Raw genomic sequence first — 26,253 nt, forward strand, 5'->3', positions numbered from 1 at the left:
TCACTGCGTTCAGCATATCCTATCGGACTGTCTCAGTTCGACCTAAATCGGCCTTTTAATGTAATTATGACTGGCCAGTTAGCATCGAACAACTGACTATCGTTAAGATAAAAAGCAACTGCATATCATTCAATATGTGAGGGATACAGTTAGAGTTAGAAGGGATATTAATGAATCTATTGCCTATGCTGAATCAATCACGGATGATATGCAGCAATTATCTAATCAATTATTAGACGGTCTGAGATGAGTAGCGTGTTAGCTTCAACTTCGTTTATGCATCCTATTTACGCACTTTAACGATTATCACGCTATAAATTCTTTAGCGAATCAGTTCTATGCAGCATGCAGAGTTAAAACGGACAATCATTGACCTTTTGAATCTTGATACGGAAAAAGCAGAGTCAGCACTTGATTTGCTTTCCCAAGGTGAAGAATTAATATTTAAACTTCGACGGATAGTCGAAGAACGAATACAAGCCAAAAATCCAGTATATGCTTGTAATTCATGCGGCCAGCCGGTAGTTGTTCGTTCTCATCGGTTACATAATGCCAAACACACCTTTTACTTCAAACATCTTCACGCTTCTGGCGATTGTCCTATAAAAACAGATTCAACACACACGAAGGATGAAATTCGTTGTATGAAGTACAACGGGGCAAAGGAAAGTCTTACTCATATTGAGTTAAAGAACTATCTAGCGGAACAATTGAGAAAGGATGGTCGTTTTACTGAAATTAAGGTTGAAGAGGTTATTAAAGGGACAGGTGGTTGGTCGCGAAAATGGAAAAAACCGGATATTTCAGCACTTTTTAATGGAAAATCGGTAGTGTTTGAAATCCAACTTTCTACCACTTTTCTGGATGTTATTGTTAGTCGGGAAGTATTTTATCTGAACGAAGGAATGCCAATATTCTGGATATTCAATAACTTGAACCCTGAGTCTTCCCGCGCAACTGAAAAAGACGTATTTTTTAACAACAAGTCAAACGCACTATCAATCAATGAGCGATCCAAAGAACTATCGTTAAACGATGGACGGCTTGTTTTCACAGGACATTTTAAAAAGCCGTACTTTGATCCGAAAACGAATGCCATTGAAGAAATTTGGGATGAAGTGCCTGTCAAATTTGATGATATAAAGTTTGATCCGTTAACGCATAAACCTTATTTTATTTCATTTGATGGTCAACACGATCAAGCTCTTGAAGAACAACGAGAAGCCAAAATCCGAGAACCTATAAAGTCATTCGAGAACATAGTCTTACAGCATGACCCTGATTATGAATCTAGAAAGGAATGCGCTTCCAAATTAGTGGCTATTGGATTGTATGATCAGGATGATTTTGATTGGAGTTTTTTGAAGTTTGTAAAGGCTTTACTATCGGTACGCGATGGTAAAGTTCATTTCCTGAATCAAGACGGGAAATGGGCATGGCTTACAAATTATGTATGGCAACATCACATAAATTATTGGGTAGTTTTCTTATACGCTGTCAGTGAATACGAAAGAACTGATACGGTTTTCAATTCAAAATTGGACAGCAAGCGTCAAGAGTTCAAAGACAATTGGAAGCATGACCTCAAATTTAAACAAGACAGAACATTTTATCCGCTTCTTGCCGCTCTGCTTCCAGAATTAAGAGGCAAACTACTAAAAAAAGTGATCTAAACCAGCCATTCAAAAATACACCTCGACCGGCCGGAAATGGCCGGTCTGCGGACAGCCCGCAAAAATAAATTCTGATAATTTCCATGAGTTGCTTTCCGGGCCGGAAAAGTTATGGCAGCCATTTAACTGCTATTTTTATTAAGTGGGGAAACTTTACCCTCTTTGATATTAATCATGTAGGCCTGACCAAAGCCCATGATATACCGGCCACTTTCCGGGCATAAAGAAAATAGGTGAAAATCGGTTAACGTCTGCAATAAACTGACGACTTCGCCAAACTTATCCTGAAGTGCTTTTAATTGAATCGTATAGAGGGGCTCACTGCGTTCTATTTTTCTGGCTTTACAGTTAAACACCGCACGTTCACGCGCAAAAAGATTGTTCGACTCGGATTCCGTGCGAATAAACATCACCGAGGCCTGCGGATTATTCAGCAAATTGGCCGTATGCATTGCAAGTTCGCTGATAAAGATATAAAAACATCCCGCTTGGTCGCGCACAAAAGGAGCGACACTCAGATCAGGAACACTGTTTCCTGAAGCGGTCGACAGCAATATTGTTTGTTGTGAGGCCAGCAGTTCCTGTAAGGATGTTGTTTTATCGGATAGGTTGTTATCTGTGTTGTTCATTTTAAACATACCCATTGTGTATCAAGAACATCATCTGAATTAAAGGCCGCCGCGTTTAATATAGTGTGTGAAACAAGTTAGCGGATCGGATTCAGTAGGGTGAATTACAAAGCTGTTGAATGAATGATAGCTATCGTCGGCTAGCAGGGCAATTTGCGAGAGGAGAATCAGTCTTTCCAGGCGTACTGACCTTTATGCCGTGATCCGACATTGGTCACGCGCAGCATCCACTCTGGCCCTCATTTGATTGCCGGGTTTGAAGTGAACCACTGCTTTAGCGGGTAAATTAACGGCTTCACCCGTTTTAGGGTTACGCCCAATGCGGGGAGCCCGATGCCGTCTACTAAAACTACCAAACCCCCTGATCTCAATGCGTTCGCCCTCAGCCAATGCATCACTCATCTGCCCAATAATACAGTTTAGCGCCAACTCCACATCTTTTGCCTGAAGTTCAGGTAACTTCTCATTTAGCACACGTATCAGCTCTGATTTGACCACCGTTTAACTCTCTTAGACATAAAATGCTTATTTTAGCAGGTTACAGCCCTTGGTTCTGTTGATATTTGAATAATAGACATTAAAAAGCAACTACTTACTAAAATCCATCAAAAGGGTAGGTTACTGATATGATGAGCTTCTTTGTTAAATATCGGCAAAACCCAGTGTACTTGATTTGAGCCTCATGAACTCTCAACCTAATCAACCGCATTCTGCTGATAACCCACTGGAAAAGCTACAAGGTTCCATAGAACGGGTAACTTTTCATAGTGAATCAACCGGGTTTTGTGTCCTTCGCGTCAAAGTAAGCGGTCATAGGGAACTGATAACGGTGATCGGTTCTGCCTCGAGCGTGACAGCGGGTGAATATATCGAATGCCTCGGCTTCTGGGTTAATGATCGTCAACATGGCCAGCAGTTTAAATCGGTTTCATTAACAATCATATTGCCTACCACTTTAGAGGGGATCGAGAAATACTTGGGCTCAGGCATGGTCAAAGGCATCGGGCCACATTTTGCCAAAAAGTTAGTGGCTGCCTTTGGCGAGCTCGTATTTGATGTCATCGAACAAGCCCCGGAACGGTTACTGGAATTACCGGGCATCGGCAAAAAACGCCAGGAGCGTGTCACCGGTGCTTGGGCTGAGCAAAAGGTCATTCGTGAAATCATGGTTTTCCTGCAATCACATGGCGTCGGTACGTCGCGCTCGGTACGGATTTACAAAACCTACGGCGAAGAATCTATCGAAAAAGTCAGGGAGAACCCCTATCGCTTAGCGCTGGATATTCACGGCATCGGCTTCAAAACCGCTGATAGCTTGGCACAGAAATTAGGTATTGCGTCAGACTCGCTGATTCGCGCGCAAGCCGGTGTTCGCCATGCTCTGCAAGAATGGTCAAGTGAAGGCCATTGTGCAGCGATCCGGCAGGCTCTCTGTGAAATGGCGGTTAAGTTACTGGAAATACCCGCCGCCATTATCGATGAAGCCATAACGGCGGAATTGGTTGAAGGTAATTTGGTCGCCGAAATTAACGGTGAACAAGAGGTCCTCTTTCTAACACCGCTGCACCGTGCTGAAGTCGGTTGTGCAACCCATCTGCTACGTCTTAATCAGGGTGAGCCGCCCTGGGGTCAGATTGACGCTGAAAAGGCGATTCCTTGGGTCGAAGGTCAAACCGGATTAACGTTATCGACTTCTCAGCGTACTGCGGTTGAGTTGGTGCTAACGCATAAAGTTACAGTCATCACCGGTGGGCCCGGTGTGGGCAAAACGACGCTGGTTAACAGCATCCTGAAAATCCTCAGTGCCAAACGCATGAATATCGGCCTCTGTGCACCCACGGGACGCGCTGCCAAGCGTCTTACAGAATCCACGGGGCTTGACGCAAAAACCGTGCATCGATTGCTGGAGTTTGATCCTGCCGTCTTTGCCTTTAAACACAACGAAGAATACCCACTGGATTTAGACTGCCTGGTCCTTGATGAATCATCCATGATGGATGTCGTATTAATGAATCAGCTATTGAAAGCCGTGCCCTCGTCGGCGGCTTTATTGATTATCGGCGATGTTGATCAGCTACCCTCAGTCGGCCCTGGTGCCGTGCTCGCCGATATTATTGACTCGGAACGCATTGCGACAGTGCGGTTAACGGAGATTTTCAGACAGGCCAGCACTTCAAAAATTATCACCAATGCGCACCGGATCAATCATGGCCAATTGCCAGAGGTAGACAACGCTCAAGGAGTAACTGACTTTTATTGTATTTATGCGGAAACACCCGAAGAGATCTTTTCCAAGCTGATGCATGTGGTAATCGAGCGGATACCTCAGCGGTTTAAGCTAGATCCGGTGAATGACGTACAGATACTGACCCCGATGAACCGTGGCGGCTTGGGAGCTCGTTCACTGAATATCGAGCTACAAGCCCGGTTGAATGGGCAGAGTGAACCCAAGGTTACGCGCTATGGCTCCACTTATGCGCCAGGCGATAAAGTCATCCAACGCATTAACAATTATGACAAGGATGTCTTTAACGGGGATATTGGTGTTATCCGCCGCATTGACCTGGAAGACAGCCTACTCAAGATTCAGTTTGACGATCGGATTGTGGACTATGAGTTTAATGAGCTGGATGAGATTGCGTTGGCTTATGCGACCAGCATTCACAAAGCCCAAGGGTCGGAGTATTCGGCGGTGGTGATTCCGCTGGCGATGCAACATTACCTGCTGTTGGAACGGAATTTACTCTATACCGGGGTCACCCGTGGCAAACAACTGGTCGTTGTTATTGCCCAGCCTAAAGCGTTAGCCATGGCGGTCAAAAATCAGCGATCTCAACGCCGAATGACTTATTTAATTTCCCGGCTTAACCAAAGCTGATAAGGAATCAGCACAGAATGCTGCAATCTTATACAGGCGATTATACAGGGCGTGTTGATTGCACATGCGTCGTTATCTTGAGTTGCTGCCTGAATAGGGACGAGAACCAGCAGGTTAATGATTTTTTACTGACTGAGAAAGACATGCAAATATGGGTTGATGCAGACGCCTGTCCGAAGGCGATCAAAGACATTTTATATCGCGTAGCGGAACGCACTGGAATCACCACCACTTTAGTGGCCAACCAGTTTCTACCGACCCCGCCGTCGCGCTATATCAAGTTTTTACAGGTAAAATTAGGCTTCGATGTGGCCGATAATGAAATCGTTAAAAGATTAAATATCGGTGATTTAGTGATTACCGGCGATATTCCGCTGGCCTATGAAGTGGTCATCAAGGGCGGTCATGCCATAAATCCACGCGGTGAACGCTATACAGAGAACAACATCAAAGAGCTGTTAAATATGCGCGATTTTATGGAGTCGTTGCGCTCAAGTGGAATTGATACCGGCGGGCCTTCAGCATTAAATCCACGCGATATCCAGGCGTTTGCGAATCAGTTGGATAGGTTTTTGGTTCAGCAGGGCGGGAAAGGGGGTATTAATTCGTCTTAAAGCTGGCTACTAAAAGGCAGTGTACGGCCAATTCCGGTCGGTCGAGAATTTTGGGTCAATGGCTGTTGAAAGCAAGAAAACTGCCATTCTCAGCTCACATCTCAAATTGCAAAAAGCGTAGCACCGGATCGACACATTTAATGACCTAGCGAACAGCCTTGGTTATAACTGTCAAATCTCTTCAGCCCAACGAAAAAGTGCCATTTCAATTTCAGATGGTCTCCAAAAATTGGTAGTTGATAAGCTACAATCAGGCTTTTTGATTTCCTGCTCTTCTAGTTGGCTTTTCAGATCATTAAGAATTTGTAAGAAATTTAGATAACCTCTGACCATACTGTTTAAGTTTCCGTCATAAATTCGTGGTAGCACACTCTGCGTTAATAGAGCGGCACGAATTCTAAAATCCAAAGCCCCATATTTTTCTGGTTTCATAAAGCGTAACAGCTTTGATGCGTACGTTAATCCGAGGCCAGGAAATGCCAATGCCGCAGTAATTGCACCTTCTGGATTTTCTAAATTGCGGATAACGTCTTGAATTAAATCACAGAGATTTATTTCTCCGCTACCGTCATTGAATTTTTGTAAAACCCCGTTCTGACTCCCACCCCATTCAATTAACTCCTTAAGCAGGTATTGTGATGCTGTGTTGCTACTTTCTGAATTATTGCGTAGCCAAATAAACCTTGTTTCAAGCGAAGCCATCCATGAAAAATTTGGATATTTGTCTGTTGGATAACCAAATAATTTATGTTTTCCGTCCCAATTATAATTTTTGTAATAATCAGGAAATTTTGTTAAGTCCACTAATTGTTCCTCTATGAGCTAATGTTTGAAAAAGTAACCAATTTGCAGCTCTTTGAAAAAGCTCGTTTCCTGCTATGGATGAGTTACAGTTTCTTTTTATCCTAAACGATTGTCTACTCTTTGGTATTAAATAATCTGACAAAGAATAGTTTTGAAAGTAGTTTAAGGGGCGGTACAGGCTTTCGCGAATGCCGTGCTATATGGCCAAAAACCGGTGATCAAAATCGCCAAATGAATGGCGAGGCAATTTAGCTGAAAGTGGCCTTTCATAACGTGGCATCCGCAGGCTCCTCGGCGTCATAGCGTGTTAGCTCGACGGTAGCCTGCCTGACGCTTTCATCACTCGCTTCAGCTCCATACCATGATGTCCCGATGAAAAAGCCTGAGTGTTTTTGTCTGAGGTCAGTGCGAATCGGTACTGCGGTGAGCAAGGTGAGTCGCTATTCGATAAGGTGGCGCTTTCAAGAACGCATAAAAGACCGACTGACTTTAGCAAAAAATCAGCCGGCCGGGTACAACTTGCGCCAACCAAGCGCGATGTCATTATACGTTGCCTAGTTGTAGATGTATAGTAGGCGTTAGAGTTGCGCAGCAGCGTTCACGATGTTCCATCCTTCAGCGCTGATTTTTCCCATCGACGATTCTACGTATTCAATGACATCCAGAGGCTAGAGGTCCTATTTAGCATCTAACATGCACCAACTCTTTCCAATCCGTCGTATAATGGAAATGTGGAGCTTTCCTGCGGACAAGGACGCTGCTAAAACCACTTACGGCGCGTGCGGAATGTTGGTGAAAATGGAAGGTGTTCCCTCTGGATGTGGTGGCACGTTAGTTTATTTTGCCTGTGAAGACTGTGCTGTGGAAGCCGCCCGTGCTACCGAAAATGGTGGCAGTATTTTCAAAGAAAAAATGTCTATCGGCGAACACGGCTTTATTTCGCTGGTGTACGACACTGAAGGCAATATGATTGGTCTTCATTCAATGTAGCCAACATGTCACCTGTCTAACATTACGCTCAACCGGCGCGCGGTTATAATCCGGTTTTGTTTTTCAGCTTCCCGTACCGTGCCCGGATAGCTCTACGTTGAACGGCAGCTTTCTGGCTCTCACCTGTCATTGACCTGATATATTGGCCGACCGCTTTTGGCTGGATTTCGCCATTCATTTCATTCAAGATACTTAACCCAAATCAGCTAAACGCGTGTTTATCGAATAAGCCCGAGATACACGCGACTGATGGGCTGCACGGTGTTTAGCCCATCCTTGTACTATATGGGTAAAGATAAATGCGTAACAAGCAGCCAAACCTCATCCATTGCATTCGCTAGACACCGCTGTCACAACGCCGATTAGTAGAAGCGTTAGCTCAATTTAAAATACACATCCAAAGACCCAAAAGAGTCGAACTCGATCTTTTGCGAAGGACAAATTTCGGCCAAAAGCGATGAGTTCAGTTTTCATCAATTGCATTCCAGGTCGAAATCCAGTGGACTTCTGGCGGTATATTTACCATTAACATCTCACTTAAGCTCTAGGTTATCAGTAACGGTACGGATAGATATCCAGTAATAAGGGATGAACAATGGTCGTTACAGCAACGGAAAACTAAGCTCAACATTAATAATTAGTCGTTATAGCAACTTGAGATTACTTAATGCGATTGAGAGTAGCTAGGTTATACAGTGAGTTATTCAATATTTAATTGAAGAGGACGCAACTATGAAAAAGCTGATGTTTATTATGCTCATTGTTATTATGAGTACCGCTGTTGATCATGCACGTGCGGACCTACTGGTCGCCAACCGGACAGATGGTAGGATGTTACGCTATGACCAGACAACGGGAGCTTTTCTTGACGTGTTTACTTCTGGATTTTCACTAAATGATCCTCGGGGACAGACTTTCGGTCCAGACGGGAACCTATATGTTACAAACGGTGGAACCAATCAAGTACTGCGTTATAACGGAACAACGGGAGAGTTTATTGACGTTTTTGTGGCGGGCAACGAACTCATAGAGCCATGGGAGATTGTTTTCGGGCCGGATGGCAATATATACATCGCGGACAGAGGTGACGATCAAGTGCGGCGTTATGATGGAACAACAGGTACCTTTATCGATGTCTTTGCATCCGGTGCCGCAGCAGGTATCGATGGCCTTTTAGGTATTAGGAATCTCACTTTTGGACCAGATGGCAATCTCTATCTGTTAAGTGCGGAGCAAGCGTCTGTGCTACGGTACAACGGTATCACGGGAGCATTTATGGATATTTTCGTTTCCCCTGGCAGCGGTGGCTTGGGATCTCCAGCTGACTTACATTTTGGTCCGGACGGCAATCTCTACGTTTCAGGCGGGCCTTTTGTTGGTCCAATCGGCGTATTCCGATTCAACGGGATTACAGGCGAATTCATCGATTTGTTTGCTTCCGTTATTGACTTCTTTGGACTACCCGCGCATTTTGCGTTCAGCTCGGATGGTAGTAATCTTTTCGTGGTGATAGTAGGTCCTGATGGGGTGTTGCGATTCAATGGTACAACAGGAGCATTGATTGATAACTTTTTGGCTACTAGTGGTTCAGATTTAGCCTCTCCTTTTGCGCTAACGCTTTTTGGTGAATCTCAAACTAATACATCGGTACAGGTGACAGTGGATATTAGGCCAGAAGTATTTCCAAATAGGATCAATCTAGCTAATGAGCAGGTTGTTCCAGTAGCTATCTTGACCACTTCTTCCTTCAATGCTGAAGAAGTCGATCCTTTAACCGTTAAGTTTGGGTCGGAAGGAGCATTGGCTATTGATAAGATTAGCGATATGAGAGACGTAGATAGGGACGGTGATGTCGACCTATTGCTGTATTTCAGAACCCGTAATACAGGGATATTATGCGGAGACACAAAAGCCAGCCTCACAGGAAAAACCGCTAGCGGACAATTGATTAAAGGATCAGATAGTATAGTTACTGTTGGCTGTCAGAAATAATCTATTCTGTTCTATAACTACTTAGTATTGATGACTTTGCCCTACCAGAAGAAATAATAGCTCGCATTCTACTGGTAGGGCTCATTGTCACTTATACTCGATCTTCAAGTTTTTAGTTCTTGACTTCATGGAAGTTAGTTAAATCGGGCATTAGAGGCATACATGCTATTGCCTATCATTTATGCGCAATAGCGGGAATACCTCGGTTTATCTGTGATTCTAAAAGTCAAACTATAAAAACTTGAACATCGAGTTATAGTTAGACTGGAGCAGGTATTGTTTTCTACTACCGAGTATTAATTGTTGCCTATCCAAGAGGAATGTAACTATCCATCTTCCTTGGACTGGCTCATTCATTATGAGTAAGGGTTAGTAAAAAACCAATCTTGATTTACTTCTTATTGCTGATAGATGAAGTATGTTTTGATGGGGGGGCATTAGCGTCGAAAGATGACAACATGGATGTGCTTTATTCGGCTAACAGGGTAGCAATAGCTGACTCAGCATTACACTGTGCGATTGCTTCTGCTAGCTGTAATTCATTCAATTTATGTTTGATCGCTTCCGTGCCATTGAAGTCAAACACTTGATAATCCTTTTTGGCAAAGGTACCGATTTGGCACTTCTTGAATGGCATATTTTCAAACGGCATTGTTACCGAAACCGGATTCGAGGGTGCAGTCCCTTCCAAACTGGGAGCATAAATCAAAAATTCACCTTTCATCGCGAGTACAGCACGATATTGATTTGCCGTGGCCAAATATAAATAGCCTACTTCAACCTCTTTTTCTTTTAATCTCATCCTGTTAAATTCCTTGATTTATTTCATTTCAAATTAAACCCAATACTCGTTTTTTGTCTTAACCATCGTCCGTTCAATATCATCTTGACCAAGCGGCTAACTTGCCTTTCTTCTTTACAAGCAGATCAACTTTTTTTCGTCAAAAGAGGGCGACAACCCCATTGGCGTAGGATACCCCCGTGCATTACAAACTATTCTTACACCAGCAACTTCATAATCCAATGTCTTATGAATATGGCCATGACACCATAAGGTTATTTTGCCGGCATTCTTTTTTATAAATTTTGTCAGGTCTGAACCGTAAGCCGTGTTATCAGTTGATCGCATTGTCGGTGCATGATGTGTCACAACCACTGTCTGACCATTATAGTGTTGATCAAGTTGCTGTTGCAGCCAGTCTAATGATCGCTTGTGCAATATATACGCAACCGTCGGTGAAAAATATTCAGGATCGAATCCAAATATCGAGTCAGGTTGCATCAACTGTAACGCTTCTTCTCTGTTTTGTTCATTTGACCACCATGCTCGGCAATAGATGTACTTATAATCATTCATCGTCGGCCAAGCGCGATTTACTTCTTCAGATGAATAACGATCAAAGTCCGTCCACAATGTACATCCTAGAAATCTTACACCATTGATGATAGCCGAATCATTTTCAAGAAAATGGATGTCGAGTTCTTTGGCTTTGGCTCGTAACTCATCAAGAATCGCTAGATCACTGTCGTAATATTCATGATTGCCGGCGACATAAATAATTTCTTGGTGCTCGAAACGATTGCGTGCCCATTCGAGGCCATTGATCCATTCTCCGATGTCACCAGCTAGGACTATGACATCCGCTTGGTTAGATGCATTAGGTTCATCTGAATCAGTGGGGTAGGCGGGGCTAATTTGGCTGCTATGGTTTTCTGAGTTTTCTTGGTTGTCGGGGGTGATAGAGCATCCTGGGCTGCCAAGGACACTAGAGCGTTCTGGGTTGCCAAAAGTGCTAGTGCATCTTGGGTAATCAAAACGTAAACATTCGTAGTCAAAGAAGGGATCAAATTTTCGGTGGGCAACTTCTGTGTGGATGTCTGAGGTTAGGAAGATTTGCATGGTTTTGGTTGGTAATATTTATGGGTAGCTGGCCAAGTGAAGGGTTACCTTTATTTTTAAATGTGGGTTTGTGAAAGAGCCATCTGTTCTGCTGGCGTCAGACCTCACAAGTCTACAGTCAGGCATGCGTACTCTGACCGTCATTTAGCAATAAGTTCCACATTAAACGTCTTATCTTCTTTCAAGCATACGGCGTAACTCAGCAGTTTCGATAGTCTGCTTGCCACCACATGTTAATGGCATGTCACTCGAATGTTGAAATTAAATCAGGCCAATATTCCTCAACCCATTTAAAACAGCATGTTCCATATTCTCTTTATTTTCAGAGACATGTTTAAATGTGACAGTTTTTGCTGAATTACTTTGTTTTTTCAATGCATTGTCAAAAACACCTTTTGCTAATACTAACTCTTTCAGCAAGATTTCAAACCAACTGCCGATACTCCGATTGTCATCAAATTGAACCACTAAGCCTTTATAGCTATCGGATTCTGAACCTCTTTTTTTTCCATATTGACCAGTTCTCCTTTCAATTTCCATCAAATAGCATTCAGCCTTGCTGGTTTTTATACGCGTCAAAAGCACCTGTCTGGGCCTATAACTGTCATTTTTTTGATCTAAAAAAACCCAATTATAAATTCCTCGCTCTTCTTTAGTATTTCGTTTTAAACCATCGATAGGTAAGTCGATCAGGTTTGGCGATAATTCTGACCCAATCACATTGCCATGAATATCTACACTTGTAACCGAAACAACAACTTGGTTAACAACCAATTTATTTAGCGCTGTCCATACATTCATAAAAGTCGAAGGGATGATCTTTTGCGGCGTCTCTATGGATACGGTTTGAATGTATAAATTTGAACTGTACTCGTCACCACCTGAATGACCAGTTACCTCAACATCTGTTTTTATAACGCGTAGCTCGCCAGCTTCCTTGTTTTTACGGACAACCCTGATGATTTCTCTTTGGTCGCCGATGACTTCAAGTTCAGGGTTGAGAACACGAACCACCTCTTGGTTTCGACCGGGTTCGACTTCACTTGTTAGCCGGATATTCTCTATGGCGGACGTTGTTCTCTTAAATAATACAGAAGTGCCACCAGCCTTGGTTTTAATTTCAGAAAGATTAGTGTTTTCGCGGTCTAAGTAAATGTCTGGCCCAGCAGGATCGCTATAACCTAAAATTTGTAATCCTAGAAACCGAGTCTTGGTAGTGTCTAGCCAAAAACCTTTTACTTTAATTTCGGCTTTTCCAGAAAACCAGGGCGGGACAGCTGGAAATCCTATTTTATTTTGCGAATTTGCAAAAGTTTCATTCAGCGAATGCCAGATTCGATCTGTCCGTTTATATGCGATGGCATCATGTTTAAGATGCGCTAAGTATACGGCATCTTCATTCAAACAATGTTTGGTCACAGTGACCAGCCATTTATCAGGCAGCTGTATCTCAATGTCAGGATAAATCAGCTCATTTATAGCCGAGCTCATCGGAAAGTTGATCAATGTTTTTTTGACGTGCGCAGAACTACCGTACAGTCTGGAAAAAATTTCCATGGAAGGAATGACCAGCGCATTTGAATTTCCACCAACTGAAAATTTAACGACATTTGTTTGCGCGTAATACTCCCGTTCAGGCAGCGGATAAATGTTACGTGGAATTAGCCACGCTTTATTACCATTACCAAGAGGAGCCCAGGAATTGACGATTTCCCAACCATTATCATCACAATCAACTTGGAATAATTGTTCTTCATACGGCTTTTCATCAATTTGTTGTTGATTTTGCCAGACAGTCCCAATTCTAAGTAGGCCAATATGCGTAATGCCGATATCTAAAAAGCGTGTTTCAGTCTTCATAGCCCCCGTCTTAAAGGCCACGACGACTTTGGGTTCGGATGGTGCTAATGGATTACGTTTTATCCCGCAATACCACCAGACTAGGAATTCTTGATTGGTTTCAGGTAGATCAGTAACGCGAACAGGATTGTTAATGGAAATAGTCATTTTGTTGAATCATTCAAGGTCAATAAGTAGTGCTTGCCCTGAACAGGTTAAGCTTGCCCATGAAACCAGCTCAGAATGTCCGTCAGACGTATTGCTACAGCCGTGGAATACCCACTACTTTTATAATCTGTTGAGTAATAGCTTTTGTTTTTGTTGAACATCAAAAAAATAGCGCTAAAAGCACTATTTTTGATCAACGTTTAATCGAGTTTAACCAAGATATTGGACCAGAATTAGGTTGGTCAATCAATCTTGAGCTTCTTACCTTAAAGTATTTGTCAGTCATATTGACAATGTGACAAAAGAGCTAATTGGCAAGCCAGTGGAACGTATATAGCAGTGTACGCAATTCATCATGCCATGATTCCGAAAGAGGATTTGTATGGAGTGATGCCAAATGGAATGTATCAGGCTTAGTAAATGGGATTCAAATTAGCAAGGATGATTATTTATCGGATAACTTTAATTTGTAAGCAATATCACGAAAGGTTGCAAACCGACATTGGTATGTCGACATCCCAAAAATGGGACTTTAGTGTTGGGAAAATGCTTTAAACCAAGAGCAAGGAAACACCTAAGAGCCAACTAATTGGCATCATTTAATGACTCGTTTTTTGCCATCTAAATTAAAAGCTATTCAGCATTTCTGCGAACCTATTGATGGGCTAAAGCGCGCTACGGCAACTCTATCTAGTCCAGAATCCGCAGAAAAATTGCGATAAATTAGCCTAGATTACAATACATTCAGGCTACCGGTTTCGTTGGCGACCGACAGCTTGAAAAAATGGGAAAAGAAGTTTTCTTTATTAAACATATAGTTAATAAAGTAGGCGAACTATTTTTGAAAATAGTTGGTCTCATTAATTAGAACTTAGTATCAACAATTAGAAGAAGTCACAGCCGCCGCCGACCAGGGCTGCCGCAGAAGCAGTATGATGTGGAGCGCGGTACGGGGGCTTCAGCCAGTTCGCCACATCCAATCCCTGATCGCTGATCGATGCAATCGCTGCGGTTTCCTGCGCCTGTTGCTCCGTCAACTGCGGCAGAATGGTCGGCAGGCGCGATGCAATCATCGATTTACCGGTGCCGGGAGGGCCCAGCATAATCAGGTTATGCGCACCGGCTGCGGCAATCTCGAAAGCTCGTTTGACATGGTATTGACCGTGCACATCGGCAAAGTCTACATCGGTTGCCGGTACGACCTGCTCTTCCTGCTGAAACTCGATCTGTATCAGGTGTTGTCCGGTCAGATGGGCGCAAACTTCCAGCAGATGCATGGCCGGAATGATTTCAATATCCTTGACCAGCGCCGCTTCGGCGGTATTTTCCTTGGGCAGTATCAGTTTTCGGTGATTGTTCCTGGCTTGTATGGCGATCGGCAAAACGCCGTTGATAGCTCGCAGTTCGCCGCCCAGCGACAGCTCACCGACACATTCGTAGTGATGAAGATGAGCAAGCGGAATCTGTCCGGATGCGGCCAGGATGCCCAACGCGATAGCCAAATCGAAGCGTCCGCCTTCTTTGGGTAAATCAGCCTGAGCCAGATTGATAGTGATGCGCTGCATCGGAAACTCAAACTTGGAGTTTAATATCGCACCCCGAACCCGATCCTTGCTTTCCTTAACCGCCGTTTCCGGCAAGCCGACAATATTAAGCGCAGGAAGACCGTTGGAAATATGAACTTCAACGGTGACTAAGGGCGCTTCTATGCCGGAGCGGCCGCGACTGTAGACAACCGCTAAAGAGGACATAACTGCTTTATCCTAAAGCCTACATGTCTTCTTTCTTTAACAGTTGCTGTTCCATCTCGGCGACACGCTTTTCCAGGTCTTCGAGTTTTGAGCGGGTTTTTGCCAATACCAGCTTTTGCACTTCAAACTCTTCACGGGTAACCAAGTCCAGCTTGCTTAATGCCCCCTGCAAAATAGCCTGGAAGCTTTTTTCAAGATCGTCTTTCAGGCTATTCAAGCCCGGAGGTATGGCGCCAGCCAAACGGTTGGCAATATCATCAAGGGATTTAGGATCAAACATTATCGCAATCTCATATTAAAGGGTTGGTCGGGCAATCTATAAAAGCATCACCACGAAGACACGAAGAGCGCGGAGAAAAGAAAAGCAAAGTAAAAAAACTTCGTGTCCTTCGTGCCTTCGTGGTTAATTAATAACTATAAATTAAACGCTCTTTTAACAAACTCAGGCTGGGCCAGAGCTGCTTTGTGTATGTCAATATTATAATAAGTCGTGTCGAACGGCTTGCTCGCGCTATCCGCTTCCCTGAACTTGCTCAGATCGCCTTTGCTGGCAATCGTGGCGCTCCACCAGCCGGACGGATACAGGCATTGCGGGAAGAACAAGGTCTGCAAGTTACTTAAACCGGCATTGCTCATTGCGCCGCGCATCTCGCCGATCAGTTTCATGTGATACAGCGCCGACTCGCTTTGCTGTACGACCATGCCGTTTTCCGACAGACAGGCAAAGCAGTCACGGTAAAACTCTTCGCTGAACAAGCCTAAAGCCGGGCCAACCGGGTCGGTGCTGTCAACGATAATAATGTCCACCGAATTCGGCTCGGCATCCTTTACCCATTTAATGCCGTCGATAAATTTCAGGTCGGCTCTGGGATCGTTATTGGATTCACATAACTCCGGAAAATAAATTTCCGCCAGGCGCGTTACCCGCTCGTCAATATCGATCTGCACGGCTTGTTCAACCGAAGGGTGCTTCAATACCTCTCTCAACGTGCCGCAGTCGCCGCCGCCGATAATCCACACTCTTTTTGGATCGGGGTGAGTAAACAAGGCCGGATGGCTCATCATTTCATGGTAAAAAAAGTTATCGCGGGTTGATACCATCGTGCAACCGTCGATTATCATCAAATTACCGAAGGTTTCGGTTTCATAGATTTCAAGGTGTTGAAACTCGGATTGCTCCTCGTGCAGCTTTCGTTTAATTTTTAACGAAAAGGCCGAGCCGGCGCCTGAGTGTTGCTCGGTAAACCATTCGGATGGGTTCATAGTGTGGATTCCTTGAAAAAATAAACGCATTAAGATTTTCTCATTATATTAGAATTCGGCATCTCACGGCACAACGGAGTTAATAAAGTTGAATTTAAGTCAAAACGAAACCTGGACTACCGGACAGTCTGCACAAACCTATGCGATAAACAGCTGGGGGCAAGGCTATTTTTCCATCAACGCCGACGGGCATGTCTCTGTAAAACCCAGTTCCGATAAGGACGTGGTGTTGGATTTGTACGAAATCGCCCAGTCGCTAAACGACAAAAAGCTGTCCTTGCCGGTGCTGGTGCGCTTTACCGATATTTTAAAAGACCGCGTGACCCAGCTGTCCAACGCTTTTCATAAAGCCTGCGTCAATAATGATTATCACGGCAGCTACACGCCGGTTTATCCGATCAAGGTCAATCAGCAACGCAAGGTGGTTGAAGGCATTTTGGCGGCCGACAACATCGGCCTCGAAGCGGGCAGCAAGCCGGAATTGCTGGCAATCATGGCGCTGTCCAATAAAGGCGTGGTAGTCTGCAACGGCTACAAAGACCGCGCTTACATCCGTTTGGCGCTGATCGGCCTGAAAATGGGGCTGAATCTGTACCTGGTCATCGAAAAGCCGCTGGAGCTGGAACTGATTATCGAGGAAGCGGCGCGTCTTAACATCACGCCGCAATTGGGCGTCAGGGTCCGGCTGTCCAGCATCAGTGCGGGGAAATGGCAAAACAGCGGCGGCGAAAAATCCAAATTCGGTCTTCATGCCCATGAATTGCTGCTGCTGGTCAAACGCCTTAAGCAAACCGGTTTGCTGGATACCTTGAAGCTGATGCATTTTCACATGGGCTCTCAAATCGCCAACATTCACGACATCAAAGTAGCGCTGAAAGAGGCCGGGCAGTTTTACGTTGAGCTGCATCGTCTGGGCGCTAATGTGAAAATCGTCGATGCAGGCGGGGGGCTGGGCGTGGATTACGACGGCAGCCATTCGCGGCGCGAATCGTCAATCAACTACAGCCTGGATGAGTACGCCCAGAATATCGTGCGCAGTTTTGCCGATATTTGCGCCGAAAAGCAGGTGCCGCAGCCGGACATCATCACCGAATCGGGCCGCGCGCTGACCGCTCATCATGCGGTATTGATCACCAACGTGACCGATATTGAATCGGTCTACACCAACCACGCCGAGCTGCAAGCTTTGCCGGAACCGGGCAACCTGGTCGAACATTATCACGATGCGCAGTTCGATTTGTCGGAAGCCCGAGCCCGGTTTGCCCAGGATAAATTGAGCATTACCGGGCTGGCCGAGGCGGAAAATAACTATGCGCTGCTGTGCAAGCAGCTGGTACTTAAGCTGAATCCCAACAATCAAAGCGAGGCCGCGATATTACAGGAGCTGAACGAGAAACTGGCCGACAAAGTGTTTTGCAATTTCTCATTGTTCCAGTCCATGCCCGACATCTGGGGTATCGACCAGATCTTCCCGATCATGCCGATCCACCGGCTGGACGAGCAACCCACGCGCCGCGCCGTCATCCAGGATTTAACCTGCGATTCCGACGGCCGCATCGACCAGTATATCGACGGCCAGAATATCGAAAAAACCCTGCCGGTGCATGAAATCGACAGCAAGCAGCCGTACCTGATCGGCTTTTTTATGGTCGGCGCGTACCAGGAAATATTGGGCGACATGCACAACCTGTTTGGCGACACCCATTCCATCAACATAAAACTCGACGATCAGGGCTACCATTTTTACGACCTGCACGAAGGCGAACATGTCGATGATCTGCTGGACTATGTGCACATCAACAGCGAAGATCTGAAAACCGCCTACCGGGAAAAACTGGCTAACAGCGATCTTAGCAAGCAACAGCGGCAGGACTACGAGCAGGAGCTGATTGCGGGGTTGACGTCTTATACTTATTTGGCTAAATAGACGATTTTCTACTTTTACGCGTTGTGCGAGCGTGCTCCGCTCAACCCTATCCGGTTTAACAACAAGGGAGAAAACTGATGACCCTCTCATATGTATTCGACACTTACGCAAAAACCGCAAAAGGTCAAAAACTGCATTTTAATGTGGTATTGGATGAAGAAGATCAGCAAAAAGCGCTTAGCTTTGCCAAACAATGGCTAACCGACATTAATCTGGAAGATGCAGTCGTTACCCCGGAGAACTGTTACTTCTACCACAGCGTCGAAGCCCCGGCAGCCATCAGAGCCGACATCGACAAGCATGGTTACGCCATTTATAAAATGGAAGGATGCCCCAAATAACACGAACCGGTTAACACTGTTTGGGCAAGGCCAAACGCGTGACTATCACCCTGCCGGAAAGGATTTTTATCGTTATCGACCAAGCTGCAATCCGTTTTGGAGAGCCCCGTTCCTGCCTGTTAGCGAAAGCGGTCTTGGAGTATATTGAGCGCCCCGTCGGTTTGATACGCCCAAAACCTTGGACTGCTTGTTGATCGAAATTAACAAAACTCACATCGAAAAAAGGTGATGCCCCTAATGACTTCCCTAAAAATCAATCTTGACGACATTACCCAAGCCCTGACCACACGCTTCGACATGATAGAAGGAGGCTTTTTCCTGGATACCGAAGCCGGCGACATCCTGCTCAGCACCGAAGGCCTCGACGATGACGACCTGCCGGAAGACCTGGAACACAACCCGCGCTATCGCCTGATCGATCCCTTAGCCTCCCATGAATCCTTCCAAATCATGGAAGACTTTGTTGACGAGCTCGGCGATACCAAGGAGGCGGGCAAACTCAGGGACGCACTTAATCGCCGCAAACCGTTCCGTCAGTTCAAGGACACTTTGCACGAACACACGGATTTAAGCGATGCCTGGTACGCATTCGAGCAGCAGGAGCTGAAGCGCCTGGCCGAGGAATGGTGCGAGGGGAACGGGATTAAGGCGGAGTGGATTTGAAGGGACTATTTCATGACGGTGTCAAGCTGGAGATTGGGAGGTAAACCTGCTCAGCTTTATAAAAACAGAGGAATAGATACAGATGAATGATGCTCAGAATTTACTCGAAAATGTCATACAAAAGCTGGCTGATCAATTAGGCACCAAAGTCCTGGGAAATGAATTCTATTACCAAAGCCTGCCGCTGGCTGCCATTGATGCTGTTTTCTCGTCCCAGGCGAAATATCCATCAGTTCAAAATGTCATTCGACGCTACTGCGACAAATATGATCTGGCTGTCTTTCGCCCACAGAGAGACTGCCTACCACCACAAGAAAGCCAGGAAGGTGTATCTGCCCTGATCCAGAAAATGAAGCAAAATGGAATCCCATATTTTATTGAGCAGGTCTTTGTGAATCGCTCCGTAACATCTGGCCGTCTCAAAGCTGAAATTCTGCTGGAGTTGCTGGAAACACTCGAAAAAATTCAGATTCAGACCTTTCAGGATATACATGAATGGCTGAATCAGCCTGTTCAACTACAGAATTTCATCCGCGCCATAACCGCGATACATGGAATCGGCGAAGCCACTTCCCGATACTTTCTGATGCTGGCAGGTGATGAGCAAATGGTTAAGCCAGATACTATGATTAGACGATTTATTAAATATGCCTTGGGGAAAACCGTCTCTGAAGCAGAAGCTGTCAGGCTGATACAGGCTGTTTCTCAACAGTTGTTACCGCAATATCCAGGGATGAATCCACGATTGCTGGATTATCTGATTTGGTCTTGGCAGAGCGGTCAATCTGACGCCAAGAATTATCCCCTTGTCCATCAGGGAAAAACAGAGTTTCACGAAACCCGGCTAAAACCAATTAAAAAGATTCTACCAGCTCCGCGAAAGAAAATTCTGACTATTCCTCAGAAAACACAGCTAGCTATGCACCGGCGCTACCGGTCAGGTCAGCTTATTTCAAGTTCGCAAATCAAAGATGATGTTTTGGCTGATTATCCGGACACACCTCGTAGCTCTGTGATACCCCGTGATTATTGCTGCAATGTATGGAATCTTGATCCTGCATCAGGCATTTACCATGTTTTCTTTTTTGAAGAAAATCAATATCGCCTGCTACCTGAATTGGAACTGACCGTACCTCGTCAGCGTGGTCAATGTCCATGACGAAAATAGCAAGTCCCGGTGGTACCCTTTATTGAGCTTGCATAATGCTTGAAAAATGGTACGCGATGCGCACCCTACGGAATTAAACCCTTTTTCAGGAAAGCAGCGATTAAGGTTAAACTCCCAATATTAAACACCCAAGCGGGACGGGGTTTGCAACCCCGTTCCTAACGTTTCGGTGACGTCTAAGCTAAGTGGCTACACGTCCAACGCAAAACGTTTCGGACGGGGCAACATGCCCCCGCCCGGCTTTAGGGAATCCATTGCTTCCAAACTTCAGATTGGAAGCGAAGAAAAATAGCCGCCGAATCGGCACATCCTTTAAAAAATAGGAGAAAAACTATGCAAGCCATCGAATTTGAAACCATTGCCCATGGGCACACCATCCGAATTCCCGACACGGTGCCGGATGGGGTCCGTCTGAGGGTTCGTCTGTTAATGGATGAAGAACCTGCCACAACGACAGAGGGCGACTTAAAAGCCTTGTTGGCCGGTATGACAGAGGGATTGACCGACGAAGACCTGTCCCGTCCACGCGAATTTGGGCGGGAGTTGCCAGAATGGGATACTTGATTGACACCAATATTTTATCGGAATTACAAAAGGGCGGCCGTTGCAATGCGGATGTACAGCGCTGGTATGCAGCGACTGACGGCGACGAATTTTTTTTGTCTGTTCTGGTGATCGGTGAAATACGGCTAGGCATAGAACGCCTGCGTCGTCGAGATGCCGTTCAGTCCGTACGATTGGAACAAAAACTATTGGCGGTGGAAACACTTATGGCAGGACGCATTTTGCCTGTCACCCAAGCCATCGCAGAGCGTTGGGGACGCCTGAACGTTCCCGATCCCTTGCCGGTTATCGATGGATTACTGGCGGCTACCGCACTGGAACAGGACTTGATTTTAGTCACACGCAACGTGCGCGATGTCGAACGTTCCGGCGTTCGCTTGCTAAACCCTTTTTCAGCCCCATAGAGTATGCATCGTATTAAACAACCTCGGAAAAATAACATGAAAACAGGCATGATCGGCCTAGGTGCGATGGGCATCGGCATGGCCAAAAATATCGCTAAGGCCGGATACTTATCCGGCGTTTATAACCGCACGACGGCAAAGGCGCAAAGCCTGGCTGAGGAGTTGAATGCCACCGCCTTCGCTCAGCCGGAAGACCTCGCCGCGAATGTCGATATCGTGCTGATTTGCGTCTCCGCCGATCAGGATGTGCTGGCAATGGTTGAGGCGATAGCTCTTACCATCAAGCCCGGCACTATCGTCGTCGATATGTCCACAGTCAGCAGCGATACCGCTAAGCAAGCCGCCGCTATATTGGCCGAAAAACAGGTGGCTTTTCTCGATGCGCCGGTATCCGGCGGCATGGAAGGCGCTAAAAACGGAACACTGGCGATGATGGTCGGAGGAAATTCAGCGGCACTGGAACAAGCCCGTCCGGTACTGGAAACCATGACCCGCTGCATTATGCACATGGGCGCAACCGGCTCAGGCCAAGCCACTAAGGCGGTCAATCAAATCATGGGCGCAGGCATCAATCAGGCGGTGACTGAAGCGCTGGCTTTTGCACAGGCTCAGGGTTTACCGATGGATAAGGTGATCGAGGTCATCTCCGGCGGCGCATCAGGCAACTGGTTTTTACAGCATCGCGGTTCCACGATGACCCAAGGCACCTTCGCTCCGGGCTTTAAACTTGCGCTGCACCTTAAAGACCTGAAAATCTGCCAAAGCATGGCCAAACAATCCGGCGCATCGACTACGCTGATCGACATGACGATTGCCGATTATCAGCGCTTAATGGCGGAAGGTTACGGCGATGAAGATATTTCGGCGTTATATAGACTAAAAGCTAACGACGGAAAGCCGTAGATTCGGATTGAAAATTAAACCAGACCTGTTAAAGTCAGGCGTACTTTTAACATTAAACAAGGAATAATCATGCCTGATTACAAAAAATACCAGTGCGGCGTTTGCGGCCATATTTATGACGAAGCGGAAGGCGACCTGGATACCGGTATTGCACCGGGTACATTATGGGAAGACATTCCCGATGATTGGCGTTGCCCCGAGTGCGGCGTAGAAAAAAGCGAATACGATTTAATGGTCTAATCAATCCTTATCGGGGAATAGTATGCAGATCGTTATAATCGGCTCAGGCATAGCCGGAGTCAGCTTTGCCGAAAAATACCGCGCGTTATCGGCCGATGAAGACGAGATTACGCTGGTAACCAGGGAGCACGACGGCTATTATTCCCGGCCGCTGCTGTCCCGCGGTTTTACCAAGGCCGATATTGAGCAATCCATTATCCTGAAGCCCTTTGACAAGCTGCGCGAAAATAATATCAATGTGCTTTGCGGCGCCGAAGTAACGGCCATTAACCGTGTAGACAAATCCATTGCGATCAACGGCTCCTGTCAGGAAAAAACGCTGCAATACGATAAGCTGATCATTGCGCAAGGTTCTTCCGCGTTCATTCCGCCGCCATTCAGGCCGTATGACAAACTGTTTTTTTGCCTGAACAGCCTGGTCGATTTGAAAGCCTTGCGACAATTTCGACAAAATTTTTTAAATCAAAACCAACGGCCTAGTTGGGCGATTGTCGGTGGCGGTTTAATCGGTTGCGAAGTAGCGTCCGATTTAGCGGCGGCGGGCGATAACGTCACCCTGTTTCATGCCATGGACCGGTTAATGGAGCGTCAACTGGTGGCAGAGGATTCGGCTTTGTTGCTTAAGGTGTTGCAGGATTCAGGCGTTAAAGTGCTGCTAAATCAGGCGGTACAGGAATTTATCAAAGAGGAAGACAAGGTTTGCGTCAGAACCGAGGTGACGGCCGAGTTTGACGGGCTGATAGTGGCCTGCGGATTTAAACCGCGCACCGAGTTGGCGGAGCTGGCAGGCCTCGAAATAGGCCGGGGCATCAAGGTTAACCAATATTTGCAGACCAGCGACGAATCCATATACGCGTTGGGCGATGTGGCCGAACTGCCGAACGGAAAGCTTTACGCCTTTATTTTACCGATACGCAATCAGGCCTTATGGCTGGCGGAATTCCTGGCCGGACAAAAACAGGGTCGCATCGGTTCCCTACCGATTGCGACACTTCCGCCATCCTTGGCAGTCGTAGCTTGGACGCCGCCGGTCTTTACCACCAAAGCCAAAGTGCATGGTTTTGAGGCGGTTCATCCGTATAATGTCTAGTTGGAGCTGACGTGATCATTGGTCATTTACCCGCAGGCTATATCGTATCAAAGCTGTTATTTCCTTATTTTGAGTCGCGAGACGCCGTACTACGACCATTCTTGTGGGCAGGAATTTTCGGAGCTATCGCGCCTGACTTAGATATGGTGTATTTCCATCTCGTTGATCACCGACAGCATCACCACCACACCTATTTCACTCACTTCCCTATAGTATGGGCCAGCCTATTACTGCTATCATTTATTTGGTTCAATGCCGCGCGGGTCAAGATTCGCGCGGGACTCGCGATGATTTTCTCAGTCAACGGCTTGATTCATATGCTTCTTGATAGCGTCGTTGGCGATATATGGTGGTTCGCGCCATTCGTTGATAAAGCCTTTGCTTTTTTTACAGTTCCGGCGCTCTATAAGCCTTGGTGGCTAAACTTCATACTGCATTGGTCCTTCGCTGTTGAGCTTGCTATTGTGTTGTGGGCGTTCTACTTATCACGCCCCCGCCAATCCGGCGTTCAACAGGAACATCCAATAATCTGATATGCCCCAAAATCGCTACTCCGCCGCGGAATGCGCCGCCGTCTATCGCGCTATTTACGAGCGCCGCGATATGCGCCATTTTTTGCCCGACCCCATCGATCCCGAGCTGTTACTGCGCCTGCTTAATGCCGCGCATCACGCCCCCAGCGTCGGTTTTATGCAGCCGTGGCGGTTTATGCGCATCAGCTGCCCGGAGCTTCGCAAAGCCATACACGCATTGGTCGAACAGGAACGCATCCGCACCGCCGAGGCCTTAAATGAACGCAAAGACGAGTTTATGAAGCTGAAAGTGGAAGGCATACTGGAATGTCCGGAAGTGCTGGTTGCCGCCTTGTGCGAGCAGCGGGAACAGTATATATTCGGCCGTCGCACCTTGCCGGAAATGGACTTGGCATCATTGGCCTGTGCGATACAAAACATGTGGCTGGCGGCAAGAGCGGAAGGCATAGGTCTCGGCTGGGTGTCGATGTTTGAACCGGAAGCCTTGAAAACCCTGTTAAACATGCCCGAAGACAGCCAGCCGTTCGCGGTTTTATGCCTCGGACATGTCGATAAATTTTACGACAAGCCGATGTTGGAACAACAGCAATGGGCGGATCGTAAAGACCTTAAAGATTTATTATTTGAAAACGTTTGGAATGCACCGTGCCGCTAAATTTTGCCATCCCCCCGCTCGCATCAACACTTAAAACCGCTTTACAGGCTAAAATCGACCAGAAAACCAAGCCGCGAGGTTCTTTGGGGCAATTGGAATCCCTGGCTTTACAGGTTGGATTGTGTCAAAACAGTCTGACTCCTGGTTTAAACAAACCGTGCATCCTTATTTTTGCCGGAGACCATGGCATTGTCGAATCCGGAGTCAGCGCTTATCCGCAAACCGTGACCGCGCAAATGGTCGCCAACTTTTTGGCCGGTGGTGCGGCGATCAGTGTTTTTGCCCGGCAGCACAATATAGAATTATTGATTGTCGATGCGGGAGTCAACGCTGATTTAGACAGTCATCCCAAGCTGATTGATGCAAAGATCGGCAAAGCTACCCGGAACTTTTTAACCGATCCTGCAATGACCGCCGAAGAACGAGACAACGCCCTGCAAGCTGGAGCAGATCAGGTCTCGCGGCAGTATGAAAGCGGCTGTAACTGTATCGGCTTTGGCGAAATGGGTATCGGCAATACCTCATCGGCAGCGGTGCTGATGCACCGTTTAACCAGTCTGTCGTTGGTGCGCTGCGTAGGCCGCGGTACCGGTTTAAATGATGCGCAGTTGCAACACAAGTTAATCGTATTGCAGAGAGCGTTAAATAAGCATAAAGATGCGACCGAGCCTTTAGAAGTACTGGCCACGTTCGGCGGCTTTGAAATCGCCATGATGGTTGGCGCGTATCTCAAAGCCGCCGAACTGGGCATGCTTATTTTAGTCGACGGCTTTATTGCCGGCACCGCGCTATTAGTCGCCAACAAACTGTATCCTCACGTGCTGGATTATTGCGTATTCAGCCATGTTTCCAGCGAACAGGGTCATCAGGCTTTATTAAATCAGTTCAATGCAAAACCCTTGCTGAATCTGGAATTGCGCTTGGGTGAAGGTTCCGGCATTGCCCTCGCCTACCCGCTGGTGCAATCGGCGGTCGTGTTTTTGAACGAGATGGCTACCTTTGCTGAGGCTGGGGTTGATCGTTGAGACAACAGGCAAAAGGCTCAAGGCGAAAGGTTCAAGGTTTTTTTACCTTGAGTTTTTCGCCTGCTTTAAAAGTATTTTTCTCGTTCCCACGCGCTGCGCTCGTCGTTATACACAAGTCTGTTCAAGACCGTCATTTAGGCATGAAAGCTGAAATGGCGGCCCTGGATGTAGGCCGGAATAAGTCCGCCCGGCGTCAGCAAGGGCGGATGTTTCCGGCAATCGGAGCGCCGGAAACACCA

Annotated in this window: 25 protein-coding genes and 1 pseudogene; 17 read left to right on the top strand and 9 right to left on the bottom strand. The window is 46.3% G+C overall.

The window, feature by feature from the left end; all coding sequences use genetic code 11:
- Positions 1–338: 338 nt before the first annotated feature.
- Positions 339–1,673, top strand: coding sequence for a DUF6035 family protein (locus Q8L79_RS13705; protein ID WP_305272179.1), 1,335 nt, complete (start codon positions 339–341; stop codon positions 1,671–1,673).
- Positions 1,674–1,795: 122 nt separating this feature from the next.
- On the opposite strand, the gene Q8L79_RS13710 is transcribed toward Q8L79_RS13705, so the two are convergent.
- The gene (locus tag Q8L79_RS13710; protein WP_305272181.1) at positions 1,796–2,317 is read right to left on the bottom strand and encodes a HugZ family protein; all 522 of its coding nucleotides are present in this window, start codon (positions 2,315–2,317) and stop codon (positions 1,796–1,798) included.
- Positions 2,318–2,494: 177 nt separating this feature from the next.
- The gene (locus Q8L79_RS13715) at positions 2,495–2,800 is read right to left on the bottom strand and encodes an integration host factor subunit beta (RefSeq protein ID WP_305272183.1); all 306 of its coding nucleotides are present in this window, start codon (positions 2,798–2,800) and stop codon (positions 2,495–2,497) included.
- Positions 2,801–2,984: 184 nt separating this feature from the next.
- Between Q8L79_RS13715 and Q8L79_RS13720 the strand changes: the two genes are divergently transcribed.
- Positions 2,985–5,180 carry an ATP-dependent RecD-like DNA helicase gene (locus Q8L79_RS13720; protein WP_305272185.1) on the top strand — a complete coding sequence of 732 codons (2,196 nt, stop codon included), beginning with the start codon at positions 2,985–2,987 and terminating at the stop codon, positions 5,178–5,180.
- Between the two features lie 143 nt (positions 5,181–5,323).
- A complete protein-coding gene (locus Q8L79_RS13725; protein WP_370869978.1) occupies positions 5,324–5,794 on the top strand; it encodes a YaiI/YqxD family protein in 471 nt (156 codons plus the stop codon).
- Between the two features lie 171 nt (positions 5,795–5,965).
- On the opposite strand, the gene Q8L79_RS13730 is transcribed toward Q8L79_RS13725, so the two are convergent.
- Complete coding sequence (locus tag Q8L79_RS13730; protein ID WP_305272188.1) at positions 5,966–6,598, bottom strand: hypothetical protein; 633 nt, start codon at positions 6,596–6,598, stop codon at positions 5,966–5,968.
- A 693-nt stretch (positions 6,599–7,291) separates the two neighbouring features.
- On the opposite strand from Q8L79_RS13730, the gene Q8L79_RS13735 reads away from it, so the two are divergent.
- Complete coding sequence (locus Q8L79_RS13735; protein ID WP_305272189.1) at positions 7,292–7,588, top strand: VOC family protein; 297 nt, start codon at positions 7,292–7,294, stop codon at positions 7,586–7,588.
- A gap of 732 nt (positions 7,589–8,320) precedes the next feature.
- The gene (locus tag Q8L79_RS13740) at positions 8,321–9,580 is read left to right on the top strand and encodes a hypothetical protein (protein WP_305272191.1); all 1,260 of its coding nucleotides are present in this window, start codon (positions 8,321–8,323) and stop codon (positions 9,578–9,580) included.
- A gap of 469 nt (positions 9,581–10,049) precedes the next feature.
- Here the strand turns inward: Q8L79_RS13740 and Q8L79_RS13745 are convergent, their stop codons facing one another.
- From Q8L79_RS13745 to speE, 6 genes and pseudogenes are all read right to left on the bottom strand, one after another.
- A complete protein-coding gene (locus Q8L79_RS13745; protein WP_305272193.1) occupies positions 10,050–10,382 on the bottom strand; it encodes a hypothetical protein in 333 nt (110 codons plus the stop codon).
- 114 nt (positions 10,383–10,496) lie between these two features.
- Positions 10,497–11,480, bottom strand: coding sequence for a metallophosphoesterase (locus Q8L79_RS13750; protein WP_305272195.1), 984 nt, complete (start codon positions 11,478–11,480; stop codon positions 10,497–10,499).
- Between the two features lie 261 nt (positions 11,481–11,741).
- On the bottom strand, positions 11,742–13,487 hold the full coding sequence (locus Q8L79_RS13755) for a hypothetical protein (protein ID WP_305272197.1): 1,746 nt from the start codon (positions 13,485–13,487) through the stop codon (positions 11,742–11,744).
- Between the two features lie 899 nt (positions 13,488–14,386).
- Positions 14,387–15,238, bottom strand: a pseudogene (locus tag Q8L79_RS13760) (YifB family Mg chelatase-like AAA ATPase); the annotation flags it as partial.
- Between the two features lie 19 nt (positions 15,239–15,257).
- On the bottom strand, positions 15,258–15,518 hold the full coding sequence (locus tag Q8L79_RS13765) for an accessory factor UbiK family protein (protein ID WP_305272199.1): 261 nt from the start codon (positions 15,516–15,518) through the stop codon (positions 15,258–15,260).
- Positions 15,519–15,652: 134 nt separating this feature from the next.
- On the bottom strand, positions 15,653–16,501 hold the full coding sequence (gene speE / locus Q8L79_RS13770) for a polyamine aminopropyltransferase (RefSeq protein ID WP_305272201.1): 849 nt from the start codon (positions 16,499–16,501) through the stop codon (positions 15,653–15,655).
- A gap of 88 nt (positions 16,502–16,589) precedes the next feature.
- On the opposite strand from speE, the gene speA reads away from it, so the two are divergent.
- The 12 genes from speA (at position 16,590) to cobT (ending at position 26,014) form a co-directional block, all read left to right on the top strand.
- A complete protein-coding gene (gene speA, locus Q8L79_RS13775) occupies positions 16,590–18,428 on the top strand; it encodes a biosynthetic arginine decarboxylase (protein ID WP_305272203.1) in 1,839 nt (612 codons plus the stop codon).
- A 77-nt stretch (positions 18,429–18,505) separates the two neighbouring features.
- The gene (locus Q8L79_RS13780) at positions 18,506–18,769 is read left to right on the top strand and encodes a DUF2024 family protein (RefSeq protein WP_305272204.1); all 264 of its coding nucleotides are present in this window, start codon (positions 18,506–18,508) and stop codon (positions 18,767–18,769) included.
- A gap of 237 nt (positions 18,770–19,006) precedes the next feature.
- Positions 19,007–19,432 carry a UPF0158 family protein gene (locus Q8L79_RS13785; protein ID WP_305272206.1) on the top strand — a complete coding sequence of 142 codons (426 nt, stop codon included), beginning with the start codon at positions 19,007–19,009 and terminating at the stop codon, positions 19,430–19,432.
- A gap of 82 nt (positions 19,433–19,514) precedes the next feature.
- The gene (locus Q8L79_RS13790; RefSeq protein ID WP_305272208.1) at positions 19,515–20,591 is read left to right on the top strand and encodes a hypothetical protein; all 1,077 of its coding nucleotides are present in this window, start codon (positions 19,515–19,517) and stop codon (positions 20,589–20,591) included.
- Positions 20,592–20,933: 342 nt separating this feature from the next.
- Entirely contained in the window at positions 20,934–21,164 is a 231-nt protein-coding gene (locus Q8L79_RS13795) for a hypothetical protein (RefSeq protein WP_305272209.1), read from the top strand.
- On the top strand, positions 21,152–21,568 hold the full coding sequence (locus Q8L79_RS13800; protein WP_305272211.1) for a type II toxin-antitoxin system VapC family toxin: 417 nt from the start codon (positions 21,152–21,154) through the stop codon (positions 21,566–21,568). Before Q8L79_RS13795 ends, Q8L79_RS13800 begins: the two co-directional genes overlap by 13 nt.
- A gap of 36 nt (positions 21,569–21,604) precedes the next feature.
- A complete protein-coding gene (locus Q8L79_RS13805; protein ID WP_370869977.1) occupies positions 21,605–22,471 on the top strand; it encodes an NAD(P)-dependent oxidoreductase in 867 nt (288 codons plus the stop codon).
- A 69-nt stretch (positions 22,472–22,540) separates the two neighbouring features.
- Positions 22,541–22,711: a rubredoxin gene (locus Q8L79_RS13810; protein ID WP_305272214.1), complete on the top strand. Its 171-nt coding sequence runs from the start codon at positions 22,541–22,543 to the stop codon at positions 22,709–22,711.
- Positions 22,712–22,733: 22 nt separating this feature from the next.
- A complete protein-coding gene (locus tag Q8L79_RS13815) occupies positions 22,734–23,801 on the top strand; it encodes an NAD(P)/FAD-dependent oxidoreductase (protein WP_305272217.1) in 1,068 nt (355 codons plus the stop codon).
- A gap of 11 nt (positions 23,802–23,812) precedes the next feature.
- Positions 23,813–24,334: a metal-dependent hydrolase gene (locus Q8L79_RS13820; protein WP_305272218.1), complete on the top strand. Its 522-nt coding sequence runs from the start codon at positions 23,813–23,815 to the stop codon at positions 24,332–24,334.
- A gap of 1 nt (position 24,335) precedes the next feature.
- Positions 24,336–24,989, top strand: coding sequence for a 5,6-dimethylbenzimidazole synthase (bluB, locus tag Q8L79_RS13825; RefSeq protein ID WP_305272220.1), 654 nt, complete (start codon positions 24,336–24,338; stop codon positions 24,987–24,989).
- Positions 24,980–26,014 (top strand): nicotinate-nucleotide--dimethylbenzimidazole phosphoribosyltransferase, encoded by a 1,035-nt coding sequence (gene cobT, locus Q8L79_RS13830; RefSeq protein WP_305272222.1) that lies wholly within the window; start codon positions 24,980–24,982, stop codon positions 26,012–26,014. The genes bluB and cobT overlap by 10 nt, the downstream gene beginning before the upstream one ends.
- The last annotated feature ends 239 nt before the right edge of the window (positions 26,015–26,253 follow it).

The sequence above is a fragment of the Methylobacter sp. genome (assembly GCF_030680395.1).
In the GTDB taxonomy this organism is placed as follows: Bacteria; Pseudomonadota; Gammaproteobacteria; order Methylococcales; family Methylomonadaceae; genus Methylobacter_A.